Origin of the sequence: Microbacterium hydrocarbonoxydans, assembly GCF_900105205.1 — a bacterium.
GTDB lineage: Bacteria > Actinomycetota > Actinomycetes > Actinomycetales > Microbacteriaceae > Microbacterium > Microbacterium hydrocarbonoxydans.
The window spans coordinates 2,562,290-2,588,370 of the sequence record NZ_FNSQ01000005.1 but is presented as its reverse complement, the minus strand read 5'-3'; the positions used below and the strand labels follow the sequence as shown (position 1 = coordinate 2,588,370).

Genomic DNA, 26,081 nt, shown 5'->3' with positions numbered 1-26,081 from the left:
TGGGGGCATGGTGCTCGATCTGACAGCGTCCTCCGTCGACCTCACCCGTGCGATCTGCGACATCCCGAGCGTCTCGGGTGACGAGCAGACGCTCGCGGATGCCATCGAGGAGGCGATCTCGGCGTACCCCCATCTCGAGGTCATCCGGCACGGCAACACGATCGTCGCGCGCACGAACCTCGGTCGCGCGCAGCGGGTGGCGATCGCCGGACACATCGACACCGTCCCGATCAACGGCAACGTCCCGACCCGAGACGTGGAGATCGATGGCGTCCCGCACCTCTGGGGACGCGGGACCGTCGACATGAAGAGCGGTACGGCCGTGCAGCTCAAGCTCGCGGCCGAGCTCGCCGAGCCCTCGGTCGACATCACCTGGATGTGGTACGACAACGAAGAGGTCGAGGCCTCCAAGAACGGGCTGGCGCTGCTCGCCGCCGTGCGCCCTGACCTGTTCCAGGCCGACTTCGCCATCCTGGGCGAGCCGTCCAACGGGCAGGTCGAGGGTGGTTGCAACGGCACCATGAGGGCCATCGTGCGCACCACAGGTGTGCGCGCGCATGCGGCTCGCGCCTGGATCGGCGAGAACGCCATCCACCGCGCCGCGCCGATCCTCGCGCGTCTGGCCGAGTACCGCGCCAGGGAGGTGCCGGTCGAGGGGCTGCTGTATCGCGAGAGCATGAGCGCCGTGCGCATCACCGGCGGCGTCGCGGGCAACGTGATCCCCGACGCCTGCGAGGTCGAGGTGAACTACCGCTTCGCGCCCAGCAAATCGGCCGCGGACGCCGAGGCGCACATCCGCAACCTGCTCGCCGGCTTCGACGTCGAGATCACGGATGCCGCCGAAGGGGCGCGTCCAGGGCTCGACGCGCCCATCGCGCAGGAGTTCGTGGCGGCCGTCGGCGCCGAGCCCCGCCCCAAGTACGGCTGGACCGACGTCGCACGGTTCTCGGCGCTCGGCATCCCGGCCGTCAACTACGGACCAGGGGACCCGCACCTCGCCCACCACGACGAGGAGCGCGTGCCGCTCGCGCAGATCGACGCCGTCGAGCGAGGACTGCGCGCATGGCTCAGTTCGCGCTGACGGCCACACGGCGCTGGGCCGAGACGCCGCTGCCGCTGCGGATCGCCCTCGTCTACCTCGCCGCTCGCGCCGTGACCACGGTGATGATGATCGTGGCGGCGACGCAGTCGACGGCGTTCTCTCGGTTCGGTGTCGAGCCGTCTCTCGCCGACTTCGTGGTCGGCTGGGACGCCCAGTGGTACTGGCTCGTGGCGGAGGAGGGGTATCCCACGGAGCTTCCGCGCACAGACTCCGGCGAGGTGGCGGAGAACCAGTGGGCCTTCATGCCGGTGTTCGCGATCGCCGCGAAGGTGATCGGCCTCCCGTTCGGGTCCTGGGGGATGGGCGCGTTCCTGCTGTCGTTCGTCGCCGGGTACTTCGCGTGCCTCGCATTGCACCGCCTGCTTCAGGATCGCGTCGGACGGCGCGCAGCGATGTGGGCGGTCGTCTTCTTCGCCTCCGGTCCGATCGCCGCGATGTTCCAGGTCGGGTACGCCGAGACGCTGTTCCTCCTGCTGCTGTTCCTCGCCCTGGACGCGACTATTCGGCGACGGTATGCCTGGCTGTACCTGCTCATCCCGATCATGGCCTTCACCCGGCCGGGCATCCTCGCGTTCGCGCTCTACCTCGGACTGCACGGTATCCTGCGCTGGTGGCACCGTCGCTCGGATCCGCTGGCTGGGCGCGAGATCGTGCACATCGTCGCGCTCGGTGCACTCGCGACGATCGCCGGGTTCTCGTGGCAGGTCATCGCGGGAGTCGTCACTGGGGATGCCGATGCGTACCTCGCCACGGAACTCGCCTGGCGTCGGCTGTGGATCGTCGGCGGCGTCGACGGATTCGTGCCGTTCGACGGGTGGATCCAGGCATCCCACTTCTGGTTCGCGCAGTGGGGACTCCCGACCGGATGGGGGCCGGCGGTGCTCGCCCTCCTGATCGTCGCCGTCGGGGCGGGACTGCTGTACCTGCCGCAGGTGCGCGCGCTCGGTCCGGATCTGCGACTCTGGAGCGCGAGCTATCTGCTGTACCTGCTCGCTGTCTTCTTCCCGCAGTCGAGCACCTTCCGGCTGCTGCTGCCGCTGAGTCCGCTGTGGGGAGCGGTCGCCGTACCGAGATCCCGCGTCTGGCGCATCGGCGTGCTCGTGGTGTGTCTGCTCGGCCAATGGACCTGGATCCACCACATCTATGCCCTCGGCAACACCTTCTGGCAGGTGCCGTGAATGTTAAGGGTTGATGCATTTTTCATAGGCGACATCCAGGTTCGGGTAACACCCGATAAACTGATCCCATACCACCGGAGGAAAAGGAGCCCACGATGGCAGCGATGAAGCCGAGGACCGGAGACGGACCCATGGAGGCCGTGAAAGAAGGGCGACTCATCATCGTGCGCGTCCCGCTCGAAGGCGGCGGCCGTTTGGTCGTCTCCGTGAACGACGCAGAGGCGAAGGAACTTCACGACGTGCTGGCAGCCGTCGTGGCTCCCGCCTGATCGAACTCGAATTCGCGCACGCGGATTCACGAAGAGGGCGACGGATCAACGATCCGTCGCCCTCTTCCGTATGCCAGGAAGCGGGGTGCCGCTCAGGCGTCGCCGACGCTGATGAGCTGCAGCAGCCCCTCACCCGAGGACGAGACGGTGGCGAGCACGGCGGACGACTCCTGCGTCTCCTGAATGAGGGAGCGGTAGGCCGAGGTGACCTCGTCGCGCTGCACGGGATCTGCGACGCGCCCGCCGGCGAGGATGCGGGGCACCAGCACCATGCCGCCGGTGCGGACCAGGCGCAGGCCGTGCTCGACGTAGTCGATGACGTTCTCGGGATCGGCATCGACGAGCACGATGTCGTACGAGGCCTCGTTCATGCGCGGCAGCACGTCGGCGGCGCGACCGGTGATGAAGCGGGCCTTGGTCATCGGGATGCGCGCGTCGGAGAAGGCCTGGCGGGCAGCGGCCAGATGCTCGGGCTCGTTGTCGATCGACGTCAGCACGGCCTGGGGTGCGCCCCGCAGCAGCCAGAGACCGGAGACGCCCGCTCCGGTGCCGATCTCGACGATCGAACGAGCGCCCGTCGCGGCGGCGAGCACGGCGATCTGCGACCCGACGGCAGCGCTGATCGGGTTCGCGCCGAGCTCGACGGCGTGCGCGCGGGCGCGGGCGATCGGCGACGGCTCCACGATGGTCTCGCGGATGAGACGTGCGTTCGCATCGTTCTCGCTCATTGCCTGTTTCTCCCGACTCGGATATGTGTTCTCCCAGGGTATGCGCTCGGTGCGCGGCACAACCGCAGGCGCGGCGGTAGCCTGGACAGATGCAGTTCGGGATCACCTTCGAGAAGCTGCTGCTGATCGGTCTGATCGCTGCGCTGCTCATCGGACCGGAGCGGTTGCCACGGTACGCGGAGAGCGTCGCCAAGCTCGCTCGGCGTGCCGGCGAGTTCCTGCGGGACACCAAGTCCCGCGTGCGCGATGAGATGGGGCCGGAGATCGACGACGTCGATTGGCGCAAGCTCGACCCGCGCCAGTACGACCCGCGTCGCATCATCCGCGACGCGCTCTTCGAGGACGACGGGTCGCCGTCGCCCGCTCGTGCCGAGACGGTGGTGGCGGAGCCCGAGGTCAAGCCGGTGCGGACCCCGAAGGTGCGTCCCGAGTTCTCGCTGTCGACCCCGCCGCCGTACGACCGCGAAGCCACCTGACTGCGAAGCCACCTGACCTCGACGCCGCCTGACTCGACGCCACCGAGGGTGGGCGCGATCAGCCGATCAGCGAGCGCAGTCGGGCGATGTCCTCGTCCGACACGAGCGAACGCGGGACCGCTGTGACCGCTGTGCTCCCGCTGATCCGGAAGATCACTGCGTCGCGCCCTGCACGCAGGCCCTGGAACGTCGTGTACGGGATGTCCGATGTCCGCGTTCCCGCACCGATCTGCAGCTCGGTCTCGCCGAGCCGTACCCACACCGACGTGCCGGGAGGCGTCGCCGCCCGCACGGCCCTCCTGGCACCCGCGATCGTCATGACGACCGCGTAGAGCATGAGTCCGATGCTCAGGACGGGCAGCAGGCCGGAGATGCCCTCCCTCACCCCGGGCGCACGGAGGTTCAGGATGCTGAGCACCAGCGCGGCAGTGAGAGCGACCCACATCACGATCGCCACCGGGCGCGTCAGTGCGTAGATCGCGGCATCGCGGGCCATCCCGCGCAGGAGCCGCTCGTCGACGGTGAGGCTCATGATCGTCCTATCCCAGCGTCATCGGGAGGGAGCGTCCGGCGAGGCGGCGCCCCTGAGTCGCGAGTGTCGTGGCGAGCTCCCGGATCGCTGCGGCCGCCGCATCCGAGGTGTCGCCGAGGACGATCGGCACACCCACGTCGCCGCCGGCTCGCAGCGCGGGGCTGAGGGGGATGCTGGCCAGCAGCGGCACCTGCTCCGTCTCCGAGAGCGCTGCGGCGACGGCAGCGCCGCCCCCGGAGCCGAACAGGTCGATGACGGTGCCGTCGGGCAGGGCGAACGCGGCCATGTTCTCGATGACGCCGATCACGCGCTGGCCGGTCTGACGCGCGACGAGGCCGCTGCGGATCGCGACATCGGAGGCCGCCGCCTGCGGTGTGGTGACGACGAGGACCTCGGCGTGGGGGAGCAGCTGCCCGATCGAGATCGCGATGTCGCCGGTGCCCGGTGGCATATCGATCAGCAGGATGTCGAGGTCGCCGAAGAACACGTCGGTCAGGAACTGCTGCACCGTGCGGTGCAGCATCGGACCGCGCCAGGCGACCACGGCCTCGCCGTCGCGGAGGAACATGCCGATCGAGATGGTCTTCACGCCGTGTGCCACCGGCGGCAGCATGAGGTCGTCGATGCGGGTCGGCTGGGTGCCGGCGGGAATCCCGAGCAGACCGGGGATCGAGAAGCCGTGCACGTCCGCGTCGACGAGACCCACCGACAGCCCCTGAGCCGCGAGGGCTGCGGCGAGGTTCGCCGTGACGGTGGACTTGCCCACGCCGCCCTTGCCGCTGGAGACCAGGATCACGCGGGTGAGCGAGTCGGGGCCGAACGGCATCTGGCGGGGAGGGCGTCCGTCTCGGAGCTTCTCGGTCAGCGCCTTGCGCTCGACGGGTGTCATCACGCCCACATCGACCGCGACGTCGCGCACGCCCTCGACCGAGGCCGCTGCCGCCCGCACATCGGACTCGATCCGTGCGGCAGCCGGGCATCCGACGATCGTGAGCACGATGCCGACCTGGGCGAGTCCGTCGGTCACGGTGATCTCCCGCACCATGTCGAGGTCGCCGATCGGACGCCGCAGCTCCGGATCGGTGACGGCGGCGACGGCGGTGCGGACGGCGTCGGCAGTGCTCATGAGGACGATCGGCCGGTGGATCTGCGGTCGCCGGGAGTCTCGTCCTGCTCGCCGAGTTCAGCGAGCAGCGCCTTGAGCTCGTGGCGCAGGACGTCGCGCGTGACGACCTGCGAGTTGCGCTCCTCGAGCGACATGCGCAGTGCCACGATCTCCCGGGCGAGGTACTCGGTGTCGGCGAGGTTGCGTTCGGCCCGCTGTCGGTCCTGCTCGATCTGGACCCGGTCGCGGTCGTCCTGACGGTTCTGAGCGAGCAGGATCAGGGGAGCGGCGTACGACGCCTGCAGCGAGAGCATGAGCGTGAGGGCGGTGAAGCCGAGCGCCGCGTCATCGAAGCGCAGGTGGTCGGGAAGGAGGGTGTTCCAGCAGATCCACAGGACGCAGAACAGCGTCAGGATCAGCAGGAAGGCCGGGGTGCCCATGGCGCGGGCGACCCACTCTGTGAACCGACCGAACCGGTCGCGCGACGTCGAGCGCTGCCGCGAGGTGCCGCGTCCGAGCGGTGCGTCGAGGCGTGGAGACCGGGAGCGTGCCATCAGCGCACCTCCTTCGGGGCGGTCGGCTCGTCACTGTCGTGTGTGCGCCAGTCGTCGGGCAGCAGGTAGTCGAGAACGTCGTCGATGCTGATCGCGCCGACGAGGCGGTGCGCGGCGTCGATGACGGGCAGCGAGACCAGGTCGTAGCTCGCGAGCATCCTGGCGACCTCTGCGGCGGATGCCGTGACGCGCACCGGCTCGAGGCTGTCGTCCATGATCGCGCCGAGCCGCTCGTGCGGGGGGTAGCGCAGCATCCGCTGGAAGTGCACCATGCCGAGCAGTCGACCGGTCGGGGTCTCGAAGGGGGGCAGCGTGACGAACACGGCCGCCGCCAGGGCGGGGTGCAACTCGTGTCGGCGGATCAGGGCGAGCGCCTCGGCCACGGTCGCATCGGCCGAGAGGATGATCGGCTCGGGGGTCATCAGACCGCCGGCGGTGTCGGGGCCGTAGCGGAGCAGCATCCTGACGTCCTCGGCCTCTTCCGGCTCCATCAGCTCGAGCAGCTGCTCGAGACGGCTGGGAGGGAGCTGCGCGAGGAGGTCGGCGGCGTCGTCCGGCTCCATCTGATCGAGGATGTCGGCGGCGCGCTCGTCGCCGAGCCGGTCGAGGATGTGCACCTGCTCGTCTTCGGGCATCTCCTCGAGGGCATCGGCGAGCCGGTCGTCGGAGAGTTCCTCGGCGACCTCGATCATCCGCTGCTGGGGCAGGTCGAGCAGTGTGTTCGCGAGGTCCGCCGCGTGCAGCTCCGAGTACGACGCGACGAGCTGCTCTGCGGACTGCGACTCTCCGGGAGAACGCTGCTCCGCGACCTCGTTCCATGCCGCGAACGTCGTCGGGCCCTTCGCGAAGGGGGAGGCGCTGGTCTTGGGCCGGCGCAGGAACAGTTGGCTGATGGCCCACTCGCCCAGGCGGTTGGGTTCGATCGCGACGTCCTCGATCACCGCGGAGCCGCTGCCGTCGACCAGGCTCACCCGGCGGCCGAGGAGCTCGGCGAGCACGCGCACCTCGCCGGCACGGGGCGAGAATCGCCGCACGTTGATGAGGCCGGTGCTGATGACCTGCCCCGCTCGGATCGAGGTCACCCGTCCGATGGAGAGGAACACCTGTCGGCGTCCTGGGATCTCGACGACCAAGCCGATCACCCGGGGTGCCGCGGTACTTCGGTACACGATGACGACATCACGGACTTTGCCGAGCCGGTCGCCCACGGGGTCGAAGACGGCGCACCCTGCAAGGCGCGCGGCGAATACCCGTTGTGTGCTCACCCGTCCAGCGTAGTGCGCGGGGCCTGTGCGGGTGCCGCCGAGACTCGGTACGGGAGGGTCGAGAGGACCCGTCGCCGTCCGGCTCATCGACAGGCATGGAACAATGGCGGGATGAGCATGCTCAACCGTCCAGCTGACAGCCGCGATGAAGGCGAGATCGTCGCCTCGACCCGTGATTACGAAGGTGCCCAGAAGACGGTGTCGAAACTGATCGCCGAGGACGTGCCTGCGCGCGACATCGCTATCGTCGGCCAGAGCGTCCGTACGGTCGAGCGGATCACCGGCCGGCTCGGGTATGCCGCAGCGGCACGGTCCGGTGCCGTCAACGGCGTCCTCATTGGCCTGTTCCTCTCTGCCATCCTCGTGATCGGGAACCCCGAGGTGCCGATCCAGCTCTTCGTCGGCTTCGTGTTCATCGGTGTCGCCCTCGGCATGCTGCTGAGCCTCGTGACCTATGCGATCGTGCGCCGGCGTCGCGACTTCGCGAGCATCACCCAGTTCGCCGCCGACCACTACGAGGTCCGGGTGCAGGCATCCTCGCTCGCGAAGGCGCGTCTGGCTCTCGGTGCGGCGACGCCCGCCCCGGTGCGCGCGCCGGTCAACCTCGACGAGCCGCCGCGCTACGGCGAGCGGATCACGCCGGGCGCCCAGCCCGCACCGACTCCTCCCGCACCGACCCCTCCCGCACCGGAGGAGCCCGCTGCCGGGTCCTCGCCTGTTCCTGCCGCGGAACCCACTCCGCCGCTGGGGGGTCCGGACGCTCCTCCGTCGGACCCCGCCGTTCCTCCGCGCCCGGCCGATCCCGCCGCTCCTCCGATCGATGAACCGCAGCAGCCGGGTGCGCCCGGGGTGCCGCCCACGTCGGCGGGCACGGCCTGATGGCCGACGCGCCTCGCGAGTCGGGACAGCCTTCGCAGCCGTACTCCGTGCCCGCGCACCCACCCGTCCCGCCGGCACCTCCCGCCGCGCCCGGAGGTTCCGGACAGGTCGCCGCACCGGTATACGGCGACCTGCCGCCTCAAGCGCCAGGGCACGTCCAGCCTCAGGCGTCCCGGTACGCCCCGCCTCAGGCTCCAGGGTACGTCCAGCCTCAGGTGTCCGCGCCGGGGTATGCGCCTCCTCAGGCGCCCGGGTACGTCCACCCCCAGTCGCAGGGGTACGCCCCGCCGCAGACTCCCGGCGCCTACCCGACCGGCGGATACCCCGCAGGCACCTACCCGGCGGCCGTTCCGCCGCGGGGACTGCTGCCCTGGGCCCTCGGCCTCCTGATCCTGTTCCCGGTGCCTTTCCTGGGGGGACTCCTGTCCGGAATCGCCATGGCGGTGAGCGGGGGAGCGTCGCGCCGGTTCGGCGGTGTCGCCCGTGAGAACGCGCGTGCCGCACTGAACTGGGGCCTCACCTACCTGCTGGTCTCGACGGTCCTCATCGTCTCGCACTTCGTGATCCTCTTCACGCTCACCGAGGACTCGCCTACCGGGTTCTATCCGATCGGCATCCCGATCACCGTGTACTTCGCGCTGTCGCTGCTCCACCTCGTCCTCGTGATCGTGGGCATGGTGCGCGCCTCGAGCGGCAAGGTCATGCGCGTGCCGTTCGCCATCCCGTACCTGCGCGCCTGATGACCGAGATCCGCGTCGAGCTGCCCACCGGCCCGACGACCGTCTCCGCCGACTGGGCGGGCGACGGCGAAGGCGCGATCGTCGTGATCGCTCATGGGGCGGGAACCGGCAAGGACCATCCCTTTCTCCTCGGATTCTCGGAGGCGCTGGTCGAACACGGATTCCGGACGCTACGGTTCAACTTCCCGTACGTCGAGCAGGGGCGGCGGATGCCCGGACCGGCTGCCCACGCGATCGCGACGTGGCGAGCAGTCGTCGATGTCGCGCGACAGCAGGCTCCCGAGGCGCCGATCTGGGCCGCGGGGAAGTCGTACGGCGGCCGGATGGCCTCGATGGCGGTGGCGGAGGGACTCGTCGTCGACGGCCTCGCCTACCTCGGCTACCCACTGCATGCTCCGGGCAAGCCCGAGAAGCCCCGTGCCGAGCACCTGCCGGCGATCGCGATCCCGCAGCTGTTCGTGGAGGGCACGAACGACCCGTTCATCCAGCCGCTGTCGCAGTTCGAGGAGGTCGTCGCCACCTGCCAGGACGCGCGGGTGGTCTGGATCGACGGCGGCGGCCACACGTTCGAGATCAAGGGACAGCGGCGTCCGGCATCCGAGATCGGCGCGTCGCTCGCACCGATCGTCGCGGATTTCGCGGCCTAGTCAGCCGATCGCCGACAGCTCCGGGTCGTGCAGCAGCCGGCGCATGGTCGAGAGGCCGAGTGCACTCATCGGCGGGTTCGAGCGCTCGTAGTACCAGACCAGGCCCATCGCCTGCTGGAGCGCCCAGGCGGCGCCGCGCCGCCATTCCGCGGTCTCGACATCCAGCCCGCTCCTGATCAGCTCGCGCCGACGCTCATCGAAGAGGTGCCAGCACACGACGAGATCGAGCGCTCGATCGGCGGGACCGAAGCCGCCGCCGTCGAGCACCCCGGACAGGCGATTCTGCGAGACGAGCAGATTGAACGGCGTGAGGTCGCGATGGCTCATGACGTCGGGGCCGACGGACGGCAGCTCGCGCAGCTCGGCCCACAGCCGTCGCACCCGATCGGCGTCGAGCAGGTGCGCGCCCTTCCCGATGCACTCGGCGACCCACTCGTCGTGGTCGGTGAGTGTGCCCCCTCTGCCGTGCCCGTCGAAGGAGCGCCCGCGGACGGGTGCCGCGCGCAGTGCGGAGACCATCGCGACGACGTCGAGGGCGAGCGGATCCGACGACTCATGGTCCACCGGGCTCGCCGGTTCACCGGGCAGCCACGTCTGCACCGACCAGGCGGAGGGGTACTCCGGCGTCGGCTCGCCCACGCCGTGCGGCTGCGGTGACGGGATGACACTGAACTCGGCCAGCTCCGCCAGGGCGTCCGATTCGGCGCGCACCACGGCCTCCGACTCGGGCAGTAGCGGAAACCGCGCTGCCAGGTCGTCGCCGATCCGGACGATCGTGTTGACCGTGCCGGTGGTGTGCACCCGCCGCACCGGCACGGAGGCGAGCTCGGGGAAGCGCTGAGCGATCAATCGCTCGGCGTCATCGTCAGAGAGGCCGAGCTCACCCTCGTGCATCTCGGTGCGTCAGCCCTGGACTCGCGCGATCCAGGCCTCGACCTCGTCGGCGGTGCGCGGGATGTCGGCGGACAGGTTGACGGGTCCGTCCTCGGTCATCAGGATGTCGTCCTCGATGCGCACGCCGATCCCGCGGTACTCGGCCGGAACGGTGAGGTCGTCGATCTGGAAGTACAGCCCCGGCTCGATCGTGAACACCATGCCAGGAGCGAGGATGCCGTCGTAGTACATCTCGCGACGCGCCTGCGCGCAGTCGTGCACGTCGATGCCGAGGTGGTGCGAGGTGCCGTGCACCATGTAGCGGCGGTGCTGTCCACCGGCGTCTGCGTCGAGGGCCTCCTCGGCGGACACCGGGAGCAGGCCCCACTCGGCCACGCGGGCGGCGATCACACGCATCGCGGCCTCGTGCACCTCGCGGAAGCGCACGCCGATCCTGGCTGCCGCGAAGGCGGCGTCAGCGGCCTCGCGCACTGTCTCGTACACCCGCCGCTGCACCTCGGTGAAGGTGCCGGAGACGGGCAGGGTGCGCGTGATGTCGGCCGTGTAGAGGCTGTCCGCCTCGACACCAGCGTCGACGAGGATCAGGTCGCCGGGGACGACGGTGCCGTCGTTGCGGGTCCAGTGCAGGTAGCAGGCGTGCGGGCCGGAGGCGGCGATCGTGTCGTATCCCTCGCCGTTTCCATCCTCCCGCGCGCGTCGGTGGAACACGCCCTCGACGACGCGCTCGCCCCGCGCGTGCGCGACGGCGTCGGGGAGGGAGCGGATGACGTCCTCGAACCCCTGGGCCGTGATGTCGACGGCACGGCGCATCTCGCCGATCTCGTACTCGTCCTTGATCAGGCGCAGCTCCGAGACGAAGCGGGTGAGGTCGTCGTGCTCGTCGAGCACGAGCTCGCCCTCGGTGGACGCGAAGTCCTGCAGGTGGGCGGTGGCGAGGTCGAGGTCCGCCGAGACGCCTTCGAGCGAGGGGCGGGGGCCGATCCAGAACTCGCCGACCGTGGCATCCGCGTAGAACTCGGTCGTCGTCCGGTCGGCACGCTCGCGGAAGAACAGGGTGACGTCGTGCCCGGACTCCGTCGGGTCGAAGACCAGGATCGAGTCGGGCTCGGCATCCGACGCCCATCCGGTGAGATGCGCGAACGCGGAGTGCGCGCGGTACGGGTAGTCGGTGTCGTTGCTGCGCTGCTTCAACGAGCCGGCCGGGATCACCAGGCGCTGGCCCGGGAAGGCGGCCGAGACGGCCGCGCGGCGCGCGGCCGCGTACGACGCCTGGGCACGGGGCGTCGGGATCGACTCCGGTCGTTCGGCCCACCCGGTGGAGATCGTGTCGAGGAATCCGCGCGGGAAGGGCTGCTTGCGGTTCGTCGTCGTGCTCGCGGCGGCCGCGGTCTCGGTGGTGGGCTCTGCGATCGTGTCGGGTTCTGCGGTGCTCATCCCTCCAGTCTGTCACCTGCGGGCGGAGCGCGGGATGTCAGCCGGCGGGCTCGAGCTGCACGACGAGACCCCGGTGATCGCTGCCGCCTCCGCCGCCGATCACGACCGAGCCGGTGGGCGTCCAGTTCGGCGAGGCCATGACGTGATCGATCGGGGTGCTGAGCAGCGCCGGCAGCGAGCTCGGCCAGGTGCCGCTGAATCCGTTGCCCGTGCGCGACGCCGCGTCGCGGCAGTAGCCCATGTCGCCGCCGTCGACTCCGAGGCCCGCCATGTGATCGATCGTCGCGTTGAAATCACCGGCCAGCAGGAAGTCGCCGGCGGGGCACTGGTCCGCGATCCAGCGCAGGTCGCTCTGCCACTGGGCCATGTCCTCCATACGCGGAGCGACGGCATGAACGGCGACGATGGCCGGTCCGCTTCCGTCGACCGGCATCAGCACAGCGGAGGGCACCGAGCCGGTGTTGTTCGAGCCGTCCTCCGAGGACTCGATGACGGAGTACTCGCCGAGGTCGGGCGAGACGAGCACCGTCGTGTGCCAGGACTTGGGTCCGTCGACCACATCGGGCTTGAACTGCACGTGGTGCACCCACATCGGATGGCCCTGTTCGCGCAGCATCACGGCGATCTGCTCACCGACCTCCTCCGTCGTCTCGGGAAGAGCCACGACATCGGCGCCGCGATCGAGGATCTGCTGTGCGATCTCGTCGGCGGAGACCTCGTCTCCCGCGGTGTTCCAGGTGAGCACCCGGATGCTCGACTCCGTCGGCTCGGGCAGCGTGTCGGCCCCGAAGCCGCGCAGGTAGCCGATCGCGCCGGTCGCGGCTGCTCCCAGCAGCGCCACGATCAGCACGGACGCCGCGAAGCCTCGAAGGGGCTTCGCGAGCAGGAGCAGCAAGGACAGCACCGCGACGACCAGGAAAGCCGCCAGGACCACGCCGCGTGCGGCCACGATCTGCGCGAACGGGAAGGTCTGCTCGAGATGGAAGAGCTGCGGCCACACCACGACCGCCGTCGCGATCGCGAGCAGCACGGTGAAGAGGATCCCCAGGAGACGAAACATCCCCTCAAGCCTAGAAGTCCTCTCTGTGAAGTCCCTGCCGCGGGCGCCGCGCGTCCGGCCGCGCGTCCGACGGTCGCCGCCATCGGTACGCTCGGAGGATGGCCGTCGCTCCCTCACCTCGCTTCGCTGGTCCCTCCGACCTGCATATGCACTCGAACCACTCGGACGGCACGCAGTCACCGGCCGAGGTCGTGCGGCAGGCCCACGCTCACGGGGTACGCACCCTCGCGCTCACCGACCACGACCGCACGACCGGGTGGGACGAGGCCGCAGAGGCGAGCGCCGCGCGCGGCATGACGTTCATCCCCGGGATGGAGCTCTCCGCCAAGCACGAGTGGCGCAGCGTCCACGTACTGGGGTACCTGTTCGACCCCCTCGATGCCGACCTGGTCGCCGAGACGGACCGCATCCGCGGCGACCGTATCGGCCGGGCCGAGCGGATCGTGCGCAGCATCGGCCGAGACTACGACCTGGACTGGGACGACGTGCTGGCCCAGACCACCCTGGATGCCACGGTGGGACGACCCCACATCGCCGACGCGCTGATCGCGCGAGGGATCGTCCGCGATCGCACGGAGGCCTTCGACGGCATCCTGCATCCGCGCGAGGGGTACTACGAGCCGCACTATGCGCCGGACCCGCTGACCGCTGTGCGTCTGATCACGGGCGCCGGGGGAGTGCCGATCATCGCGCATCCCGTCACGGCCGGGCGTGACCGGATGATGCCCGTGCCGTTCATCGAACGGCTGATCGATGCGGGGCTCGGCGGTTTCGAGATCGACCATCGCGAGAACACCGAGGCGGGCAAGCGGACGCTGCGCGCCCTCGCCGCGTCGCACGACCTGATCGTGACGGGCTCGAGCGACTATCACGGCGCGGGCAAGCCGAATCTCCCCGGGGAGAACACGACGTCGGACGAGATGGTGCAGCGACTCATCGAGCGGGCGACCGGTACCACGCCGCGCTACCCCTGATCCTGGGCGTCCTGTCGGGATATTCCCTGCTCGCTGTCGAGGGGCTCGGATACGGTTCGAGGCATGCAGCGAGCCACCCCGTTGGAGCATCGCATCGATGCGATCGCCCACCGTCTGTTGCGGGACGCGTCATCGAGCGGCGTCAGGGCCTGGATCCTCGAGCTCGGAGTGTTCGTGCTCAAGCAGGCGTGGGCGTGCATCTTCGGCGCACTGCTGCTGATCGCGATCGTCGCAGCTCGACTCTGGTACCCCGATGATGCGCTCGTCGCGCGCAATGACGTGCTCACCCTCACCGCGATCCTGATCCAGATCGGGATGCTGGCGGCACGCCTCGAGACGGGGCGCGAGGTCTGGGTGGTCGTGATGTTCCACCTCACCGGGACGGCGATGGAGCTCTTCAAGACGGATGTCGGATCATGGGCGTATGCCGCGGACGGCATCCTGCGCATCGGGGGAGTGCCGCTCTTCAGCGGCTTCATGTACGCCGCTGTCGGGTCGTACATGGTCAGGGTGCACCGGCTCTTCGACCTGGGGTTCATGCGCTACCCGGCCCGCTGGCTCACCACGGTCGTCGCGGCGGCCATCTACGTCAACTTCTTCACCCATCACTGGTGGTGGGATGCCCGGTGGGTGCTACTCGGAGCAGTCGTGCTGCTCTGGTCGCCGACGATCATGCACGCGCGGGTATGGAGGCGGACGCTCCGGGTGCCGCTCCTGCTCGTGTTCGCCGGAGTCGCCGTGTTCATCTACCTCGCCGAGAACATCGGCACGTGGGCCGGTGCCTGGGCATACCCCGACCAGGTCATCGCCTGGCAGCCCGTGTCGGCGAGCAAGCTGAGCTCGTGGTTCCTGCTGATGATCATCTCTGTCGTCATGGTCACCTGGGTCTATCCGCCTCGGCGACCGACGCCCGGCCGGCGGATCACGGAGCGGACGACAGAGGGGGCGGATGCCGCTGCTGCAGCATCCGCCCCCTCCGAGGTCGATCAGGCCCCGGCGACCGGAGCGGCGCCCGTACCGCCGGCACCGCCGCGGCGACGGCGACGGCGACGAGCCGGTGCCGGCTTGCCGTCGTGATGCTCCTTGCCCGCGCCGTCGTGGGTGCCACCGCCATCAGCTGCGCGGTCTGCAGTCTGAGTGGACGGCGTCTCCCCGCTTGAGGCGTCAGCGGTCCCCTCGGCGAACGTCGAACCGACCGGGTTCGCTCCGCCGCGACGACGACGACGGCGACGAGTCCCGCCCTCTGCGGTGCCCTCAGCGGCAGCATCCGCCGCACGCTCGGGGCGAGGCGCACGCTCAGTCTTCACCGACTGCGTCTTGGGCGCAGACACCAGGCGGCCCTTGGTGCCGGCCGGGATGTCGAGGTCTTCGTAGAGCTGGGGGCTCGAGGAGTAGATCTCGACGGGCTCCGGCTGACCGAACTCGAGAGCGCGATTGATCAGGGCCCACTTGTGCAGGTCCTCCCAGTCGACGAAGGTCACCGCGATCCCCGTCTTGCCGGCACGGCCGGTGCGGCCGGCGCGGTGCAGGTACGTCTTGTCCTCGTCGGGGATGGTGTGGTTGATGACGTGGGTGACGTCGTCGACGTCGATGCCGCGAGCGGCGACGTCGGTCGCCACGAGAACGTCTCTCTTGCCCGCCTTGAAGGCGGCCATCGAGCGCTCGCGCTGGTCCTGGCCCATGTCGCCGTGCACGCCGCCGACGTTGAAGCCACGGTCGCCGAGCTCATCGACCAGGCGCTGCGCCGCGCGCTTGGTGCGGGTGAAGATCACGGTCTTGCCGCGGCCCTCGGCCTGCAGGATGCGCGCGATGATCTCGTCCTTGTCGAGCGAGTGGGCGCGGTAGACCAGGTGCTTGATGTTGGCCTGAGTGAGTCCCTCATCGGGATCGCTCGCGCGGATGTGGATCGGGTTCGACATGAACCGACGAGCCAGCGCGACGATGGGCCCCGGCATCGTGGCCGAGAACAGCTGGGTATGGCGCACCGCGGGGACGCGCTGGAAGATCTTCTCGATGTCGGCGAGGAAGCCCAGGTCGAGCATCTTGTCGGCCTCGTCGAGCACGACCTCGGTCGCGTTCGAGAGGTCGAGCAGACGCTGACCCGCCAGGTCGATGAGACGCCCCGGGGTGCCGACGACGATCTGTGCTCCGGCCTTGAGCTGGTCGATCTGACCCTCGTAGGCCTTGCCGCCGTAGATCGCGACCACACTGGTCGAGCGGTTGCTGGTCAGCAGGTCGATGTCCTCGTAGACCTGCACCGCGAGCTCGCGGGTGGGGACGACGATGAGCGCCTTGACGCCGTGCTCCGGGTTCTGACCGAGGCGCTGCACGACGGGGATGCCGAAGCCGAAGGTCTTTCCGGTGCCGGTCTTGGCCTGGCCGATGATGTCCTGGCCGGGAAGGCCGAGGGGGATGGTCTGCTCCTGGATCGGGAACGCGTCGACGATGCCCTTGGAGGCGAGTGCGTCGACGATGTCCTGATCCACTCCGAGATCAGCGAAGGTAGTCAATGTTCAGATGCCTGTCCGGCGACCTGCGAAGATCGCCAATTTCACGGATCCACGCCGTCTCTTGTGCCACAGGCGCGGGCCCCGCTCCGACGGCGGGGACGGGACCAGCCTACCCGAGCGGGTGGCGGGGCCAGGAAGAGACGCGTCGCCCGAGTATTGTGAACCCCGTGGTGAACTGGTTCTGGAAGCGAAGGACGCCCCGGCGCACACTGACGTTGCGCACCCGAGGCGATCAAGGCACGGCGACGCGCGTGGACTTCGCCGAGCTCGCGCCGGAGCTCAACCGGTTCCTCGGTCAGGCCGCCTATCTGCAGCTCGGCTACTTCGAGACCCTGACCCGTCTGATCAGGGCGACGCCGGAGCTCTCCGAGAAGGAGGCTCTGTCTCGCGCCGCCGGGGCCGCCCTCACCAAGCATCGTGCGATCGTCGACGTGATCGCTGAACGCGGCGACGACCCCACCCAGCTGATGCTCCCGTTCCGGGAGAACCTCGATGCGTTCCGGCGCAAGACGATCGGCGCGCGTCCGCGGGAGACGCTGCTCGCGGTCTACATCACCGCCGGCATGCTCGACGACTTCTACTTCGCGCTGGCCTCGAGCTATGGCGAGACCGGCGAACGGGTCGCGGCGATCCTCAGCGAGGACGACGCGCGTCACGAGATCGTGGCGATCATCCAGGAGACCATCGACGGTGACGGAGAGTGGCGGTCGCTCCTGTCGATGTGGGCTCGTCGTCTGGTCGGCGACACGATCCTGGTGTGCCGGTCCGCGTTGCGCCAGCCCGAGCTCGCGGCGATGAGCGAGGACAGGGTCGAGCTGGTCTACACCGAGCTCATGGGCGCGCATGCGCGCCGCATGGATGCTATGGGGCTCGCCTCGTAGGTCATGCCTGGGTCGTCGCTGCGGCGGACGGCTCGCTGATCACGAGACCGAGCATCAGCACCACGAGGCTGAAGCGGATCCCGCGCAGCGTGCGGCGCTCGTGCACGACGTTCAGATGCCGAGGGCGGCTCTGGCGGAGGCATCCGACCGACGACGCACCGCGACGATCGCGACGGTCGCCGCAGCGGCGATCAGGACGGATCCCAGCACGCTCGCGAGCCACAGCCAGATGCTGTCCTCACCGACGCCCAGCCACTGCATGCCCGTGTAGATCGCCGCGGCCAGGGCCGTGGCGATCGCCGGGGTCACAGCCACGCCGCGCAGCTCTCGGCCGCCGATCAGGTAGTGGGCGGCGATGCCGAGCACGCACGCCCCGATGAGTGCGAGAAGGATGTACATCGCGGTGTCAGGCGAAGAAGCCGACGCGACGGGACTCCTCGGTGCCGAGCTCGATGTAGGCGAGGTTCGCGGTCGGAACCAGGTACGAGTTGCCCTTCACATCGGCGAAGCTCAGGTGCGAGGTGTTCTGCTCGAGAGCCGAGGACACCTGGGTGCGGACCTCGTCCGCGCTCGATGCGGTCTCGAAGCTGAGTTCACGGCCGGTGTTGATGATGCCGATGCGGATTTCCACGCGTACTCCTGTTTTCCAGTCGACGTTGCTGTGGTCGAGTCGGCCGCGGGGGCCGACGACTGCGCCCAACTCTACCGGGCGCCGCGACGGCCGGGACCGCCCGCGGGCGCTGTTTCGCCGTGAGCGCACAGCGCGAGGTCGCTCGATACCGCGAACCGATGTCGGTGCGCGGCAGTAGCGTGGAGGACATGACAGAGGATGCTGCGCAGAGGGCCGTCGTCGGCGCAGCGGTGACCGCATCCGGCGTCATCATCGGCGCTCCGGGGACGGGCAAGACCCGCACGCTGACCGACCGGGTCGTGCACCTGCTCGACGGCGAGGGCATGCGGCCGGAAGAGCTCCTCGTCCTGACGCCGAGCCGGCAGGCGGCGACCTCGCTACGCGACCGCATCGGCGTGCGGATCGGGCAGGCGACACCGGGCCCGCTGGCCAGGTCCCTCGGCTCCTTCGCGTTCCAGGTGGTGCGCGGAGCGATGGTCAGGGCGGGCGCCGAGCCCCCTGCGCTCCTCACCGGAGCGGACCAGGACCGCCTGATCGCCGAACTCCTCGCCGGAGATGCCGAAGACGGTCGCATCGGCTGGCCCGACGCGCTTAGTCCGTCTGTCCGCGCGTCGAAGGGCTTCCGCTCGGAACTCCGAGCGTTCGTGGCCGAGTCCGTCGAGCTCGGCGCCCGACCGGATGAGCTGCGCGCGGCCGGCGACGCCGCCTGGTCCGCCGTGGCGGACTTCCTCGTGGAGTATCGGGCGGTGCTCGATCTCGCGCGGGCCTCGCATCGGGATGCGGCCGACCTCCTCGCCGAGGCCTGCGCGATCCTGCAGCTCGCCGAACCTGCCGCACTGGGTCCGCTCGCCGACCTGAAGGCCGTGCTCATCGACGACGCGCAGGAGCTGACCAGGGGCGGTGTCGCGATCGTGCAGGCGCTCCGTGCGAGGGGAGTCGCGGTGCTCGCCTTCGGCGATCCCGACATCTCCTCCGGCGCGTTCCGCGGCGCCAGTCCGGAGCTGTTCGCGCAGTTGGCCACCGCACTGGGAGAGGTGCACGTCCTCGACGCTCCGCACCGCCAGGCTCCGGCGCTGACCGCCCTGACGCGGACGGTGACCCAGGCCATCGGAGCCGCAGGTCGCGTCGACCATCGACGGGCGCCCACCTCCCTCGACGCGGATGACGAGAGCGCCGCCTCCGACGTCACCACCTTCGTCGCCCCCTCGCCCCATGAGGAGCTGGATCGCATCGCCGGCGTCATGCGCGAATGGCACCTCGTCGACGGGATCCCCTGGGATCGCATGGGCGTGATCGCCCACGACACCCGGCAGGTCTCGCAGCTCGAGTCCGAGCTCGCCGCCCGCGAGATCCCCACGCGTGCGGCGGGGGTGCAGCGGCCCCTCGGCAGCGAGTCGATCGTCAGGGACATCGTCGGCGTCGTCCGGCTGGCCCTCACCCCGCCGGAGCAGCGCACCCCCCAGGAGTGGGAGGAAGCGCTGCGGACCCCGTTCGGAGGCATGGACGCGATCGGACTGCGGCGACTCCGCGCCCGACTGCGTCACATCGAACTCGAGAACGGCGGCTCCACGCCCGCGCGCGAGCTGCTGCGTCAGGCGCTGACCGCGCCGGACCACTTCACCTTGATCGACTCGCAGGAGTCGCGCACGGCGGCGCGGTTCGCCGCGACGGTCGCCGAGATCGCCGGGGGAGCGGCGGCGGGGGAGACGATCCACGACCTGCTCTGGCGCGTCTGGGATCAGGCGAGGGCCGTCGACGGGCGCCGGCTCCAGGTCGCCTGGCGCGAGATGTCCTTGCAATCCAGCGGCGCGGAGACGGCGCGGGCGCTCGACGCACTCGTGTCGCTGTTCGGCGCCGCCAAGCGCTTCGTCGAGCGGACACCGAACGAGCGGCCCGAGGTGTTCGTGCGCGACATCCTCGACAGCGAAGTGCCGGAGGATTCCCTCTCCAGTCCCGACCGGCCGGGGCGCGTGACGCTCCTCACACCCGCGACGGCGCTGGGGACGGAGTTCGAGGTCGTGGTGGTGGCCGGGGTGCAGGACGGCATCTGGCCGAACGTCCGGCCGCGAGGCGGGATGCTCCAGACCTGGCGCCTCGCCGACGCACTGCTCGCCGCGCGCACCGGAGTCGACGCCACTGCGCCGGATGCGCTGGATCGACGTCGCGCGGCTCTGCACGACGAACTGCGGCTCTTCGTGCGCGCGATCTCCCGCGCGCGCCGGCGTCTGCTGATCACCGCGGTCGATGACGACGACCTCACGCCGAGCCCGTTCTTCGCCTTCCTGCCGACGCCGGAGCCTCCCGAGCTGCACGCGTCGGCTGAGCATCCGCTGACGCTCCGAGGCCTCGTCGCACGTCACCGCCGGGTGCTCACCGCCTCGCCGTCCGCGTCGGCTCGCCGCGACGCCGCTGAGCAGCTCGCGGTTCTGGCCCGGGAGGGGGTGCCCGGGGCTGCTCCGTCGGACTGGTACGGCGTGATCGCGCCTACGACGGAGGCGGCGCTGCGCGACCTCGAGATCGAGGCGGCCAGGGTCTCGCCGTCCAAGATGGAGTCGTACGAGGAATGCGGGCTCAACTGGGCGGTCTCGGCTCTGGGCGGCGACACCGTGATGCCGCCGACGGCCGGCATCGGTACGATCGTGCACGAGGCGATGGAGCGGGTGCCCGACGGCGACCTCGATCGCATGCGCGCCGTCGTCGCCGAGCACTGGCCGGAGCTCGACTTCGAGACCGCCTGGATCGGGCGCAAAGAACGCCGCAGGGCCGACACGTTCATCGACCGGCTGCACACCTACCTCGGCGACGTGCGCCGCGACGGCGGGCGGGAGCTGGCGAGCGAGGTCGAGTTCCGCTTCGCTGTGGACGTCCCCCGCCGCGACGATCAGGTGCCGTCCGTCCACCCCGTCGGTGACGACACGGCGAACCAGGCGATCATCCATGGCTACATCGACCGCATCGAGGCGTACCCGCCGGGCGCCGGAGATCACCCGCACGCCAGGGGCCAGAAGTGGCAGCCCATCGCAGGCGGTGCCGAGACCGGAGAGCGGGTCGTCGTGGTCGACCTCAAGACAGGCAAGAGCGACCCGGAATCGGAGCAGGGCGTGGTCGAGCACGCCCAGCTGGCTGCCTACCAGATCGCGGTGCAGCAGGGGCTGGTGCCGGGGGCGCCGGCGGACGCGCTCGCCGGGGCGCGTCTCGTGATCGTTTCGAAGACCCTGTCCAAGAGCGACTACCGCGTCGCACATCAGCATCCGCTCGACGACGAGGGGCGCACGGCGTTCCTCCGCAGGGTGGGGGAGGCGGCACGAGGGATGTCGGCATCGAGCTTCACCGCGCAGGTCGAGTCGCACTGCGCCGACACGCAGCGCCGCATCAACCCCTGCCGCATCCACACCGTCCCGGCGGTGAGCGCGTGAGCACGGCGATCGAACTCGCCACCGGCGCGACAGAGACCTGGCCGGGCGCACTCGGCATCTCCGCGACGGATGTCGCCGCTGCTCTCGGACAGCCGCCGCCGACGCCGGCGCAGCAGCGGGTCATCGAGGCTCCGCCGACGCCCGCACTGGTCGTGGCCGGGGCGGGAAGCGGTAAGACCGAGACGATGTCGGGACGGGTGGTCTGGCTCGTCGCCAACGGACACGTCCGCCGCGACGAGGTGCTCGGACTCACCTTCACCCGCAAGGCCGCCGGTGAGCTGGCCGAGCGGATCGGGGCACGACTCGCGGTGATCGACGAGTACGGGCGACGGGGGCTGCTGCCGTTCCTGCCCGAGATCGTCGCATCCGGGGCGCTGCGACGGGTGGATGACGCGGCGCCCGGGCGCCAGCGAGAGCTCGTCCGGCTCCACGTGCTCGATGAGCTCGCGCAGGCATACGGCACCGGATGGACGCCTGCCACCCCGCGCCCCGCTGACGAGCTCCTCATCCGGCCGCGGGTGTCGACCTACAACGCCTTCGCGGACGGCATCGTGCGCGAGCACGCGGCCAGGATCGGCCGGGACAGCGATGTCGCTATGCTGAGCCAGGCGGCGTCGTGGATGCTGGCGCGCGAGGTGGTCCTCCGGTCCGATCTCCCCGAACTCGAGGAGATCGACTTCGCCCTCGGCACCGTGATCGACGCGGTGCAGCGTCTCGCGGGCGACGTGCTCGATCACCGTGTCGATCTCGACAGGGCCGTGCGGATCGCGCGGGAGCAGGCGACCGCTTTCGAGCCGTACCGGGGCAATGCCGATGTCGACAAGGCCGCGGGCAACCTTCTCGGCCTCGGCACCTTGGCCGAGCTCGTCCGGGACTACATCTCCGAGAAGAGCAGGCGCGGCGTGCTGGACTTCGCCGATCAGGTCGGCGGCGCGTACGACATCGTCGAGTCCGCCCCGGATGTGCGTGCCGAACTGCGCGAACAGCACAGGGTCGTGCTCCTCGACGAGTACCAGGACACCTCGGTGATCCAGACGAAGTTCCTGGCTGAGCTCTTCCGGGATTCGGCGGTGATGGCCGTCGGCGATCCGCACCAGTCGATCTACGGCTGGCGCGGTGCGAGCGCCGACAACCTCTACGCGTTCTCGGGCACGTTCGCGAGCACGCCGGAGAACACCGAGACGTACAGCCTGATGACGAGCTGGCGCAACGACAGCAGCATCCTCGACGTCGCCAACCGTGTGCTCGTGCCGCTCCAGCGGCCGGGCCTGGATGTGCCCCCTCTCGAGCCGCGTCCCGGCGCGGGCACCGGCGCCGTCGAAGTGCGATATCCGTTCACCGTCGATGACGAGGCGCAGCAGGTGGCGGCCTGGTTCGCGGAGCGTCGCGCGGCGCACGCACCCTCCTCCGAGAAGCCGCACACGGGCGCGATCCTGTTCCGCTCGAAGCGGCACATGCAGACCTTCGCGGCTGCGCTCGCCGCCGAGGGCGTGCCGCACCGCATCCTCGGGCTCGGAGGCCTTCTCTCGACTCCCGAGGTCGTCGACGTGGTCTCGACGCTGCGGGTCGTGCACGACCCGACCGCGGGGTCGGCGCTGATCAGACTGCTGACCGGACCGCGCTTCGCCGTGGGCGTCGCCGACATGGCCGCCCTCTACGACCTCGGGCGCGCCCTGGCCGAGCGGGACACGGCGATGATGCCGTTGCCGGAGGAGGTCAGGCTGCGACTGCGCTCCTCGCGGGGCGCCGACGAGGCGGTCTCGATCATCGATGCGGTCGACGTGGTGCGCGCAGTGCGCGACGACTACCGTCTGCTCGCGGCCATCACGCCGGAAGGGCGATCGCGCATCCGCGCAGCGGGGAGATGCTCGAGAGGCTGCGTCGTGCGTCTTCCCAGCCGATCCCCGAGCTCATCCGCCTCATCGAGCTCGAGCTGCGGCTCGACATCGAGCTCGCGGCGAACGAGACGCGAGGGCCGGCGCGAGTCGCGGCGACGCAGTTGCGCGCCTTCTCCGACGAGGTGCGCGCGTTCCTCACGGCTGATGAGCGCGGCACTATCGGCAGCCTCCTCGCCTGGCTCGACAAGGCGGAGAGCACCGACGAGCTGATGCCTCGCCCGGAGCCGCCCGAGCCCGGCGTCGTGCAGCTGCTCACCATCCACGGGTCCAAGGGTCTCGAGTGGGATGCGGTGGCGGTGGTGCGTCTGGTGGCCGACGAGCTCCCGAGCCGCGTCTCGGACACCTCGGGGTGGTTCGGCTTCGGCGTCGTGCCGTTCGCGTTGCGCGGCGACCGAGACGCACTTCCCCGATTCCAGTGGGACCCGGAGTCCGCGATGGGCGGCGAGACCGATCCCAAGAAGAGGCAGGCGCTGGCGCAGTCCTCACTGTCCGGCGGCGTCTCGAAGGCGAATCCGCAGGGGGGTGCTCTGCGTCGGTTCAAGGACGCCTATCGCGAATACCAGCAGCAGGAGGAACGGCGACTCGCCTACGTGGCGGTGACCAGGGCGAAGACCGACCTGCTGCTCAGCGGCTCGCACTGGGCGGGGCAGACGTCCCCGCGTGTTCCGAGCCCGTATCTCGTCGAGGCCATGGAGGTGCTCGGCCTCGACCCGATCGCGCCGGTCGACCCCGATGAGAACCCTTACGAGGGGCCGGGAGCGACGCTGACCTGGCCGCTGGACCCGCTCGGCGCTCGCCGGAGCGTCGTCGAATCCGCGGCACAGGCGGTCCGAGACGCCGCCGCACGCGAGCCGGCCGCCTCACCCGAGCTGACCCGGCTGCTGGCCGAACGCGCCGCCCGGATGCGCGGCACCGATGCGCCCCCGCCTACTCGTGTACCCGCCTCGCGGTTCAAGGACTATGTGACGGACTTCGGCGGCACGCTCTCATCCATCGTGCGTCCCATGCCTGAGCGCCCGTACCGGCAGACGCGGCTCGGGACCTTGTTCCATGCCTGGGTCGAACGCCGCAGCGAGTTGGTGGGCGTCGGGCAGCGGGTCGACGAGGCGCTGTGGGAGATCGACGACGACGATTCGATGGACGGCGCGGAACTGGGCGGCGCAGAGGTCTCGTCGGCGGATGCGGCGGACCTCGCCACCCTGCAGGAGACATTCGAGAACAGCGAGTGGGGAGGCCTCGCGCCCATCGCGGTCGAGATCGAGATCGACTTCGCGCTCGGCGGCAGCTCTGCCGCGGGTGAAGACGGGCACATCGTGATCTGCAAGCTCGACGCGGTCTACCGACGGGAGGACCGCGGAGGTCGCATCGAGATCGTCGACTGGAAGACCGGACGAGCACCGCGCACGGCGGAGGAGCGGGAGGAGCGGATGCTGCAGCTCGCGCTCTACCGCCTCGCGTATCACCGCAGATTCGGCGTACCGCTCGAGGAGATCGACGTCGCCCTGTATTACGTCGCGGACGACCTCGTCATCCGAGGGGACCGGGTCTACTCCGAGTCGGAGCTCTTCCAGCGCTGGAGTGCCGCCCGCGCAGCACGCTGAGCCTCATCCTCTGGCGATCCCTCGTCGGAGTCCCTGCCAGCTGTCTCGGCGTTCGTCGTGGTGTCCGACCGATTCGGGCGAGCGCTCGGACGATCCTCGTCGCTCTCATCCGCCGATCCGCTGCGGACATCGCCACGGACAGCCGAGAGATCCTCCGTCTCGAGCCCGCCGACCTCGAGACGCCGCGCGGCATCGGAAGCCGCCTCTGAGAGGTCGCTCGTGCCGTCGTCGTCGTGCCACAGCTCGTTCGGGTTGTAGGCGTCGGTCTGCATCGAGGTGTCGGCGGTCGACGTGGCGCTCGCAGGCACGCGGTCCAGCGCGTCCAGAGCGGAATCCACTCCGGCCGTGCGCGAGGCGATGACTCCCAGATCGTCGCTGTGCAGACCCTCCGCCAGCGACTCGAGGAGTGCTGCCGCGTCGTCGACGATGTCCGGCCGGCGCAGCGAATCGCCGTGTACCAGCCAGCGCGCGAACTCGAGTTCGGCAAGCAGTCGCGCGCGCACCTCCAGCGCCGGATCCGGGACCCGGTCGGATGCGCGTGCATAGGCGGCGTGGACGTCGTCCGCAGCCGCGGGTGCGGTGGAGAGCCACGACAGATCGACGGCGGGATCGCCGACGGCGAGGGAGTGCCACCCGATGATCCCGGTGACCTCAGGGCCGCGCTCGGGATGGTCGTCGAAGACGAACGACGTCGCCTGGACGCCTCCGAGCACGACGGTGGACTCGAAACGCCAGAGCTCGTCGTCGGCGACGGCGTCGCGCCAGCGGACCGTGAGCCGCGCGGGGACCCGCCCGGTCGAGGCGGCTGAATCGATCAGACGCTCCAGCTCGTCTCGTGTCTCCTGGGCGGAGCGGGTGATGAGCCCGGCACCGCGCACGACGGAGACAGGGAGAGCGTGCACCGCGGCGATCGCCGCGCCCATCGACTCTGCGGCTCCCCGCCCTGGGGGCACCAGGGAGGCCTCGATCTGGAACCCGGGCAGCAGCTCGGTCACGAGAGCGCGCGCCTCGGACAGACGCGTCTCCCCGATGTACTCCGGAGCCGAGAACGGCAGCATGGCGCGGGCACCGGCGGTCAGCGCGCGCAGTGCGAGGGCTTCGGCGGCGAGCTCGCGGGCGGCCTCGTCGTCGTCCGCCACTCGGATCGCGAGCTCGCGACCGTCGGCGAGCGTGGCCACCGCGGAGTCGAAACGACCGTCGCCGTCAGCGGTCAGAACGCGGGCCCCGGTCACCTCCGCGCCGGGCAGTGCGGCAGTCACCGCCGCGGCTAGAGTGAAAGGAGAGCGTCCCATACCCCCAGGGTAGGC

The 26,081-nt window shown here is 70.1% G+C and carries 23 protein-coding genes and 1 pseudogene; 12 read left to right on the top strand and 12 right to left on the bottom strand.

From position 1 onward, the window contains the following. The first annotated feature begins 7 nt into the window (after positions 1-7). The 3 genes from dapE to BLW44_RS12820 all read left to right on the top strand — a co-directional run bounded on the left by dapE (position 8) and on the right by BLW44_RS12820 (position 2,549). Positions 8-1,081, top strand: a complete 1,074-nt coding sequence (gene dapE, locus BLW44_RS12830; RefSeq protein WP_060926970.1) for a succinyl-diaminopimelate desuccinylase — start codon at positions 8-10, stop codon at positions 1,079-1,081. After that, entirely contained in the window at positions 1,063-2,280 is a 1,218-nt protein-coding gene (locus BLW44_RS12825; RefSeq protein ID WP_060926971.1) for a hypothetical protein, read from the top strand. Before dapE ends, BLW44_RS12825 begins: the two co-directional genes overlap by 19 nt. A 95-nt stretch (positions 2,281-2,375) precedes the next feature. After that, a complete protein-coding gene (locus tag BLW44_RS12820) occupies positions 2,376-2,549 on the top strand; it encodes a DUF3117 domain-containing protein (protein ID WP_017203323.1) in 174 nt (57 codons plus the stop codon). Positions 2,550-2,641: 92 nt separating this feature from the next. Here BLW44_RS12820 and BLW44_RS12815 read toward each other — a convergent pair whose 3' ends face one another. Next, positions 2,642-3,277: an O-methyltransferase gene (locus BLW44_RS12815; protein WP_060926972.1), complete on the bottom strand. Its 636-nt coding sequence runs from the start codon at positions 3,275-3,277 to the stop codon at positions 2,642-2,644. An 89-nt stretch (positions 3,278-3,366) separates the two neighbouring features. On the opposite strand from BLW44_RS12815, the gene BLW44_RS12810 reads away from it, so the two are divergent. Next, on the top strand, positions 3,367-3,753 hold the full coding sequence (locus BLW44_RS12810; RefSeq protein WP_060926973.1) for a twin-arginine translocase TatA/TatE family subunit: 387 nt from the start codon (positions 3,367-3,369) through the stop codon (positions 3,751-3,753). 58 nt (positions 3,754-3,811) lie between these two features. On the opposite strand, the gene BLW44_RS12805 is transcribed toward BLW44_RS12810, so the two are convergent. From BLW44_RS12805 to BLW44_RS12790, 4 genes are read right to left on the bottom strand one after another with little or no spacing between them, the layout of a single operon-like run. Beyond that, positions 3,812-4,285, bottom strand: coding sequence for a YcxB family protein (locus tag BLW44_RS12805; protein WP_060926974.1), 474 nt, complete (start codon positions 4,283-4,285; stop codon positions 3,812-3,814). Positions 4,286-4,292: 7 nt separating this feature from the next. Further along, the gene (locus BLW44_RS12800; protein ID WP_060926975.1) at positions 4,293-5,411 is read right to left on the bottom strand and encodes a P-loop NTPase; all 1,119 of its coding nucleotides are present in this window, start codon (positions 5,409-5,411) and stop codon (positions 4,293-4,295) included. Further along, the gene (locus BLW44_RS12795; protein ID WP_060926976.1) at positions 5,408-5,944 is read right to left on the bottom strand and encodes a DUF1003 domain-containing protein; all 537 of its coding nucleotides are present in this window, start codon (positions 5,942-5,944) and stop codon (positions 5,408-5,410) included. The genes BLW44_RS12800 and BLW44_RS12795 overlap by 4 nt, the downstream gene beginning before the upstream one ends. After that, positions 5,944-7,209 carry a magnesium transporter MgtE N-terminal domain-containing protein gene (locus tag BLW44_RS12790; protein ID WP_060926977.1) on the bottom strand — a complete coding sequence of 422 codons (1,266 nt, stop codon included), beginning with the start codon at positions 7,207-7,209 and terminating at the stop codon, positions 5,944-5,946. Before BLW44_RS12790 ends, BLW44_RS12795 begins: the two co-directional genes overlap by 1 nt. A gap of 111 nt (positions 7,210-7,320) precedes the next feature. Here BLW44_RS12790 and BLW44_RS12785 point away from each other — a divergent pair, with 111 nt between their 5' ends. The 3 genes from BLW44_RS12785 (at position 7,321) to BLW44_RS12775 (ending at position 9,475) form a co-directional block, all read left to right on the top strand. Beyond that, a complete protein-coding gene (locus BLW44_RS12785) occupies positions 7,321-8,088 on the top strand; it encodes a YflT domain-containing protein (protein WP_060926978.1) in 768 nt (255 codons plus the stop codon). Between the two features lie 215 nt (positions 8,089-8,303). Beyond that, positions 8,304-8,828 carry a DUF4870 domain-containing protein gene (locus BLW44_RS17540; RefSeq protein WP_175473394.1) on the top strand — a complete coding sequence of 175 codons (525 nt, stop codon included), beginning with the start codon at positions 8,304-8,306 and terminating at the stop codon, positions 8,826-8,828. After that, on the top strand, positions 8,828-9,475 hold the full coding sequence (locus tag BLW44_RS12775) for an alpha/beta hydrolase family protein (RefSeq protein WP_060926979.1): 648 nt from the start codon (positions 8,828-8,830) through the stop codon (positions 9,473-9,475). Before BLW44_RS17540 ends, BLW44_RS12775 begins: the two co-directional genes overlap by 1 nt. Here BLW44_RS12775 and BLW44_RS12770 read toward each other — a convergent pair whose 3' ends face one another. From BLW44_RS12770 to BLW44_RS12760, 3 genes are read right to left on the bottom strand one after another with little or no spacing between them, the layout of a single operon-like run. Beyond that, positions 9,476-10,369 (bottom strand): aminoglycoside phosphotransferase family protein, encoded by an 894-nt coding sequence (locus tag BLW44_RS12770; protein WP_060926980.1) that lies wholly within the window; start codon positions 10,367-10,369, stop codon positions 9,476-9,478. 9 nt (positions 10,370-10,378) lie between these two features. Then, a complete protein-coding gene (locus tag BLW44_RS12765; RefSeq protein WP_060926981.1) occupies positions 10,379-11,803 on the bottom strand; it encodes an aminopeptidase P family protein in 1,425 nt (474 codons plus the stop codon). Positions 11,804-11,840: 37 nt separating this feature from the next. Then, a complete protein-coding gene (locus tag BLW44_RS12760) occupies positions 11,841-12,863 on the bottom strand; it encodes an endonuclease/exonuclease/phosphatase family protein (RefSeq protein ID WP_060926982.1) in 1,023 nt (340 codons plus the stop codon). A gap of 98 nt (positions 12,864-12,961) precedes the next feature. Here BLW44_RS12760 and BLW44_RS12755 point away from each other — a divergent pair, with 98 nt between their 5' ends. Both BLW44_RS12755 and BLW44_RS12750 read left to right on the top strand, forming a co-directional pair. Next, positions 12,962-13,837, top strand: coding sequence for a PHP domain-containing protein (locus BLW44_RS12755; RefSeq protein WP_060926983.1), 876 nt, complete (start codon positions 12,962-12,964; stop codon positions 13,835-13,837). Positions 13,838-13,900: 63 nt separating this feature from the next. Then, the gene (locus BLW44_RS12750) at positions 13,901-14,914 is read left to right on the top strand and encodes a DUF817 domain-containing protein (protein WP_082724535.1); all 1,014 of its coding nucleotides are present in this window, start codon (positions 13,901-13,903) and stop codon (positions 14,912-14,914) included. On the opposite strand, the gene BLW44_RS12745 is transcribed toward BLW44_RS12750, so the two are convergent. Continuing rightward, the gene (locus BLW44_RS12745) at positions 14,824-16,347 is read right to left on the bottom strand and encodes a DEAD/DEAH box helicase (RefSeq protein ID WP_060926984.1); all 1,524 of its coding nucleotides are present in this window, start codon (positions 16,345-16,347) and stop codon (positions 14,824-14,826) included. The two genes, BLW44_RS12750 and BLW44_RS12745, sit on opposite strands and share 91 nt — an antisense overlap. 167 nt (positions 16,348-16,514) lie before the next feature. Here BLW44_RS12745 and BLW44_RS12740 point away from each other — a divergent pair, with 167 nt between their 5' ends. Then, positions 16,515-17,228 carry a ferritin-like fold-containing protein gene (locus BLW44_RS12740; RefSeq protein WP_060926985.1) on the top strand — a complete coding sequence of 238 codons (714 nt, stop codon included), beginning with the start codon at positions 16,515-16,517 and terminating at the stop codon, positions 17,226-17,228. 111 nt (positions 17,229-17,339) lie between these two features. On the opposite strand, the gene BLW44_RS12735 is transcribed toward BLW44_RS12740, so the two are convergent. Next, positions 17,340-17,627, bottom strand: a complete 288-nt coding sequence (locus BLW44_RS12735; RefSeq protein WP_060926986.1) for a hypothetical protein — start codon at positions 17,625-17,627, stop codon at positions 17,340-17,342. A 7-nt stretch (positions 17,628-17,634) separates the two neighbouring features. After that, entirely contained in the window at positions 17,635-17,859 is a 225-nt protein-coding gene (locus BLW44_RS12730; protein WP_053095596.1) for a DUF3107 domain-containing protein, read from the bottom strand. Positions 17,860-18,047: 188 nt separating this feature from the next. Between BLW44_RS12730 and BLW44_RS12725 the strand changes: the two genes are divergently transcribed. Beyond that, the gene (locus BLW44_RS12725) at positions 18,048-21,275 is read left to right on the top strand and encodes an ATP-dependent helicase (protein WP_060926987.1); all 3,228 of its coding nucleotides are present in this window, start codon (positions 18,048-18,050) and stop codon (positions 21,273-21,275) included. Positions 21,276-21,331: 56 nt separating this feature from the next. Next, positions 21,332-24,774, top strand: a pseudogene (locus BLW44_RS17535) (UvrD-helicase domain-containing protein). Here BLW44_RS17535 and BLW44_RS12710 read toward each other — a convergent pair. Then, positions 24,720-26,066, bottom strand: a complete 1,347-nt coding sequence (locus tag BLW44_RS12710) for a phosphotransferase (protein WP_074731797.1) — start codon at positions 26,064-26,066, stop codon at positions 24,720-24,722. The pseudogene BLW44_RS17535 and the gene BLW44_RS12710 sit on opposite strands and share 55 nt — an antisense overlap. Positions 26,067-26,081: the final 15 nt, after the last annotated feature.

What these genes read in the sequence shown, in the direction of transcription:
- dapE (WP_060926970.1), top strand. Translation starts at nt 8, where the DNA reads ATGGTGCTCGATCTGACAGCGTCCTCCGTCGACCTCACCCGTGCGATC.
- BLW44_RS12825 (WP_060926971.1), top strand. Translation starts at nt 1,063, where the DNA reads ATGGCTCAGTTCGCGCTGACGGCCACACGGCGCTGGGCCGAGACGCCG.
- BLW44_RS12820 (WP_017203323.1), top strand. Translation starts at nt 2,376, where the DNA reads ATGGCAGCGATGAAGCCGAGGACCGGAGACGGACCCATGGAGGCCGTG.
- BLW44_RS12815 (WP_060926972.1), bottom strand. Translation starts at nt 3,277, where the DNA reads ATGAGCGAGAACGATGCGAACGCACGTCTCATCCGCGAGACCATCGTG.
- BLW44_RS12810 (WP_060926973.1), top strand. Translation starts at nt 3,367, where the DNA reads ATGCAGTTCGGGATCACCTTCGAGAAGCTGCTGCTGATCGGTCTGATC.
- BLW44_RS12805 (WP_060926974.1), bottom strand. Translation starts at nt 4,285, where the DNA reads ATGAGCCTCACCGTCGACGAGCGGCTCCTGCGCGGGATGGCCCGCGAT.
- BLW44_RS12800 (WP_060926975.1), bottom strand. Translation starts at nt 5,411, where the DNA reads ATGAGCACTGCCGACGCCGTCCGCACCGCCGTCGCCGCCGTCACCGAT.
- BLW44_RS12795 (WP_060926976.1), bottom strand. Translation starts at nt 5,944, where the DNA reads ATGGCACGCTCCCGGTCTCCACGCCTCGACGCACCGCTCGGACGCGGC.
- BLW44_RS12785 (WP_060926978.1), top strand. Translation starts at nt 7,321, where the DNA reads ATGAGCATGCTCAACCGTCCAGCTGACAGCCGCGATGAAGGCGAGATC.
- BLW44_RS12775 (WP_060926979.1), top strand. Translation starts at nt 8,828, where the DNA reads ATGACCGAGATCCGCGTCGAGCTGCCCACCGGCCCGACGACCGTCTCC.
- BLW44_RS12770 (WP_060926980.1), bottom strand. Translation starts at nt 10,369, where the DNA reads ATGCACGAGGGTGAGCTCGGCCTCTCTGACGATGACGCCGAGCGATTG.
- BLW44_RS12765 (WP_060926981.1), bottom strand. Translation starts at nt 11,803, where the DNA reads ATGAGCACCGCAGAACCCGACACGATCGCAGAGCCCACCACCGAGACC.
- BLW44_RS12760 (WP_060926982.1), bottom strand. Translation starts at nt 12,863, where the DNA reads ATGTTTCGTCTCCTGGGGATCCTCTTCACCGTGCTGCTCGCGATCGCG.
- BLW44_RS12755 (WP_060926983.1), top strand. Translation starts at nt 12,962, where the DNA reads ATGGCCGTCGCTCCCTCACCTCGCTTCGCTGGTCCCTCCGACCTGCAT.
- BLW44_RS12750 (WP_082724535.1), top strand. Translation starts at nt 13,901, where the DNA reads ATGCAGCGAGCCACCCCGTTGGAGCATCGCATCGATGCGATCGCCCAC.
- BLW44_RS12735 (WP_060926986.1), bottom strand. Translation starts at nt 17,627, where the DNA reads ATGTACATCCTTCTCGCACTCATCGGGGCGTGCGTGCTCGGCATCGCC.
- BLW44_RS12725 (WP_060926987.1), top strand. Translation starts at nt 18,048, where the DNA reads ATGACAGAGGATGCTGCGCAGAGGGCCGTCGTCGGCGCAGCGGTGACC.
- BLW44_RS12710 (WP_074731797.1), bottom strand. Translation starts at nt 26,066, where the DNA reads ATGGGACGCTCTCCTTTCACTCTAGCCGCGGCGGTGACTGCCGCACTG.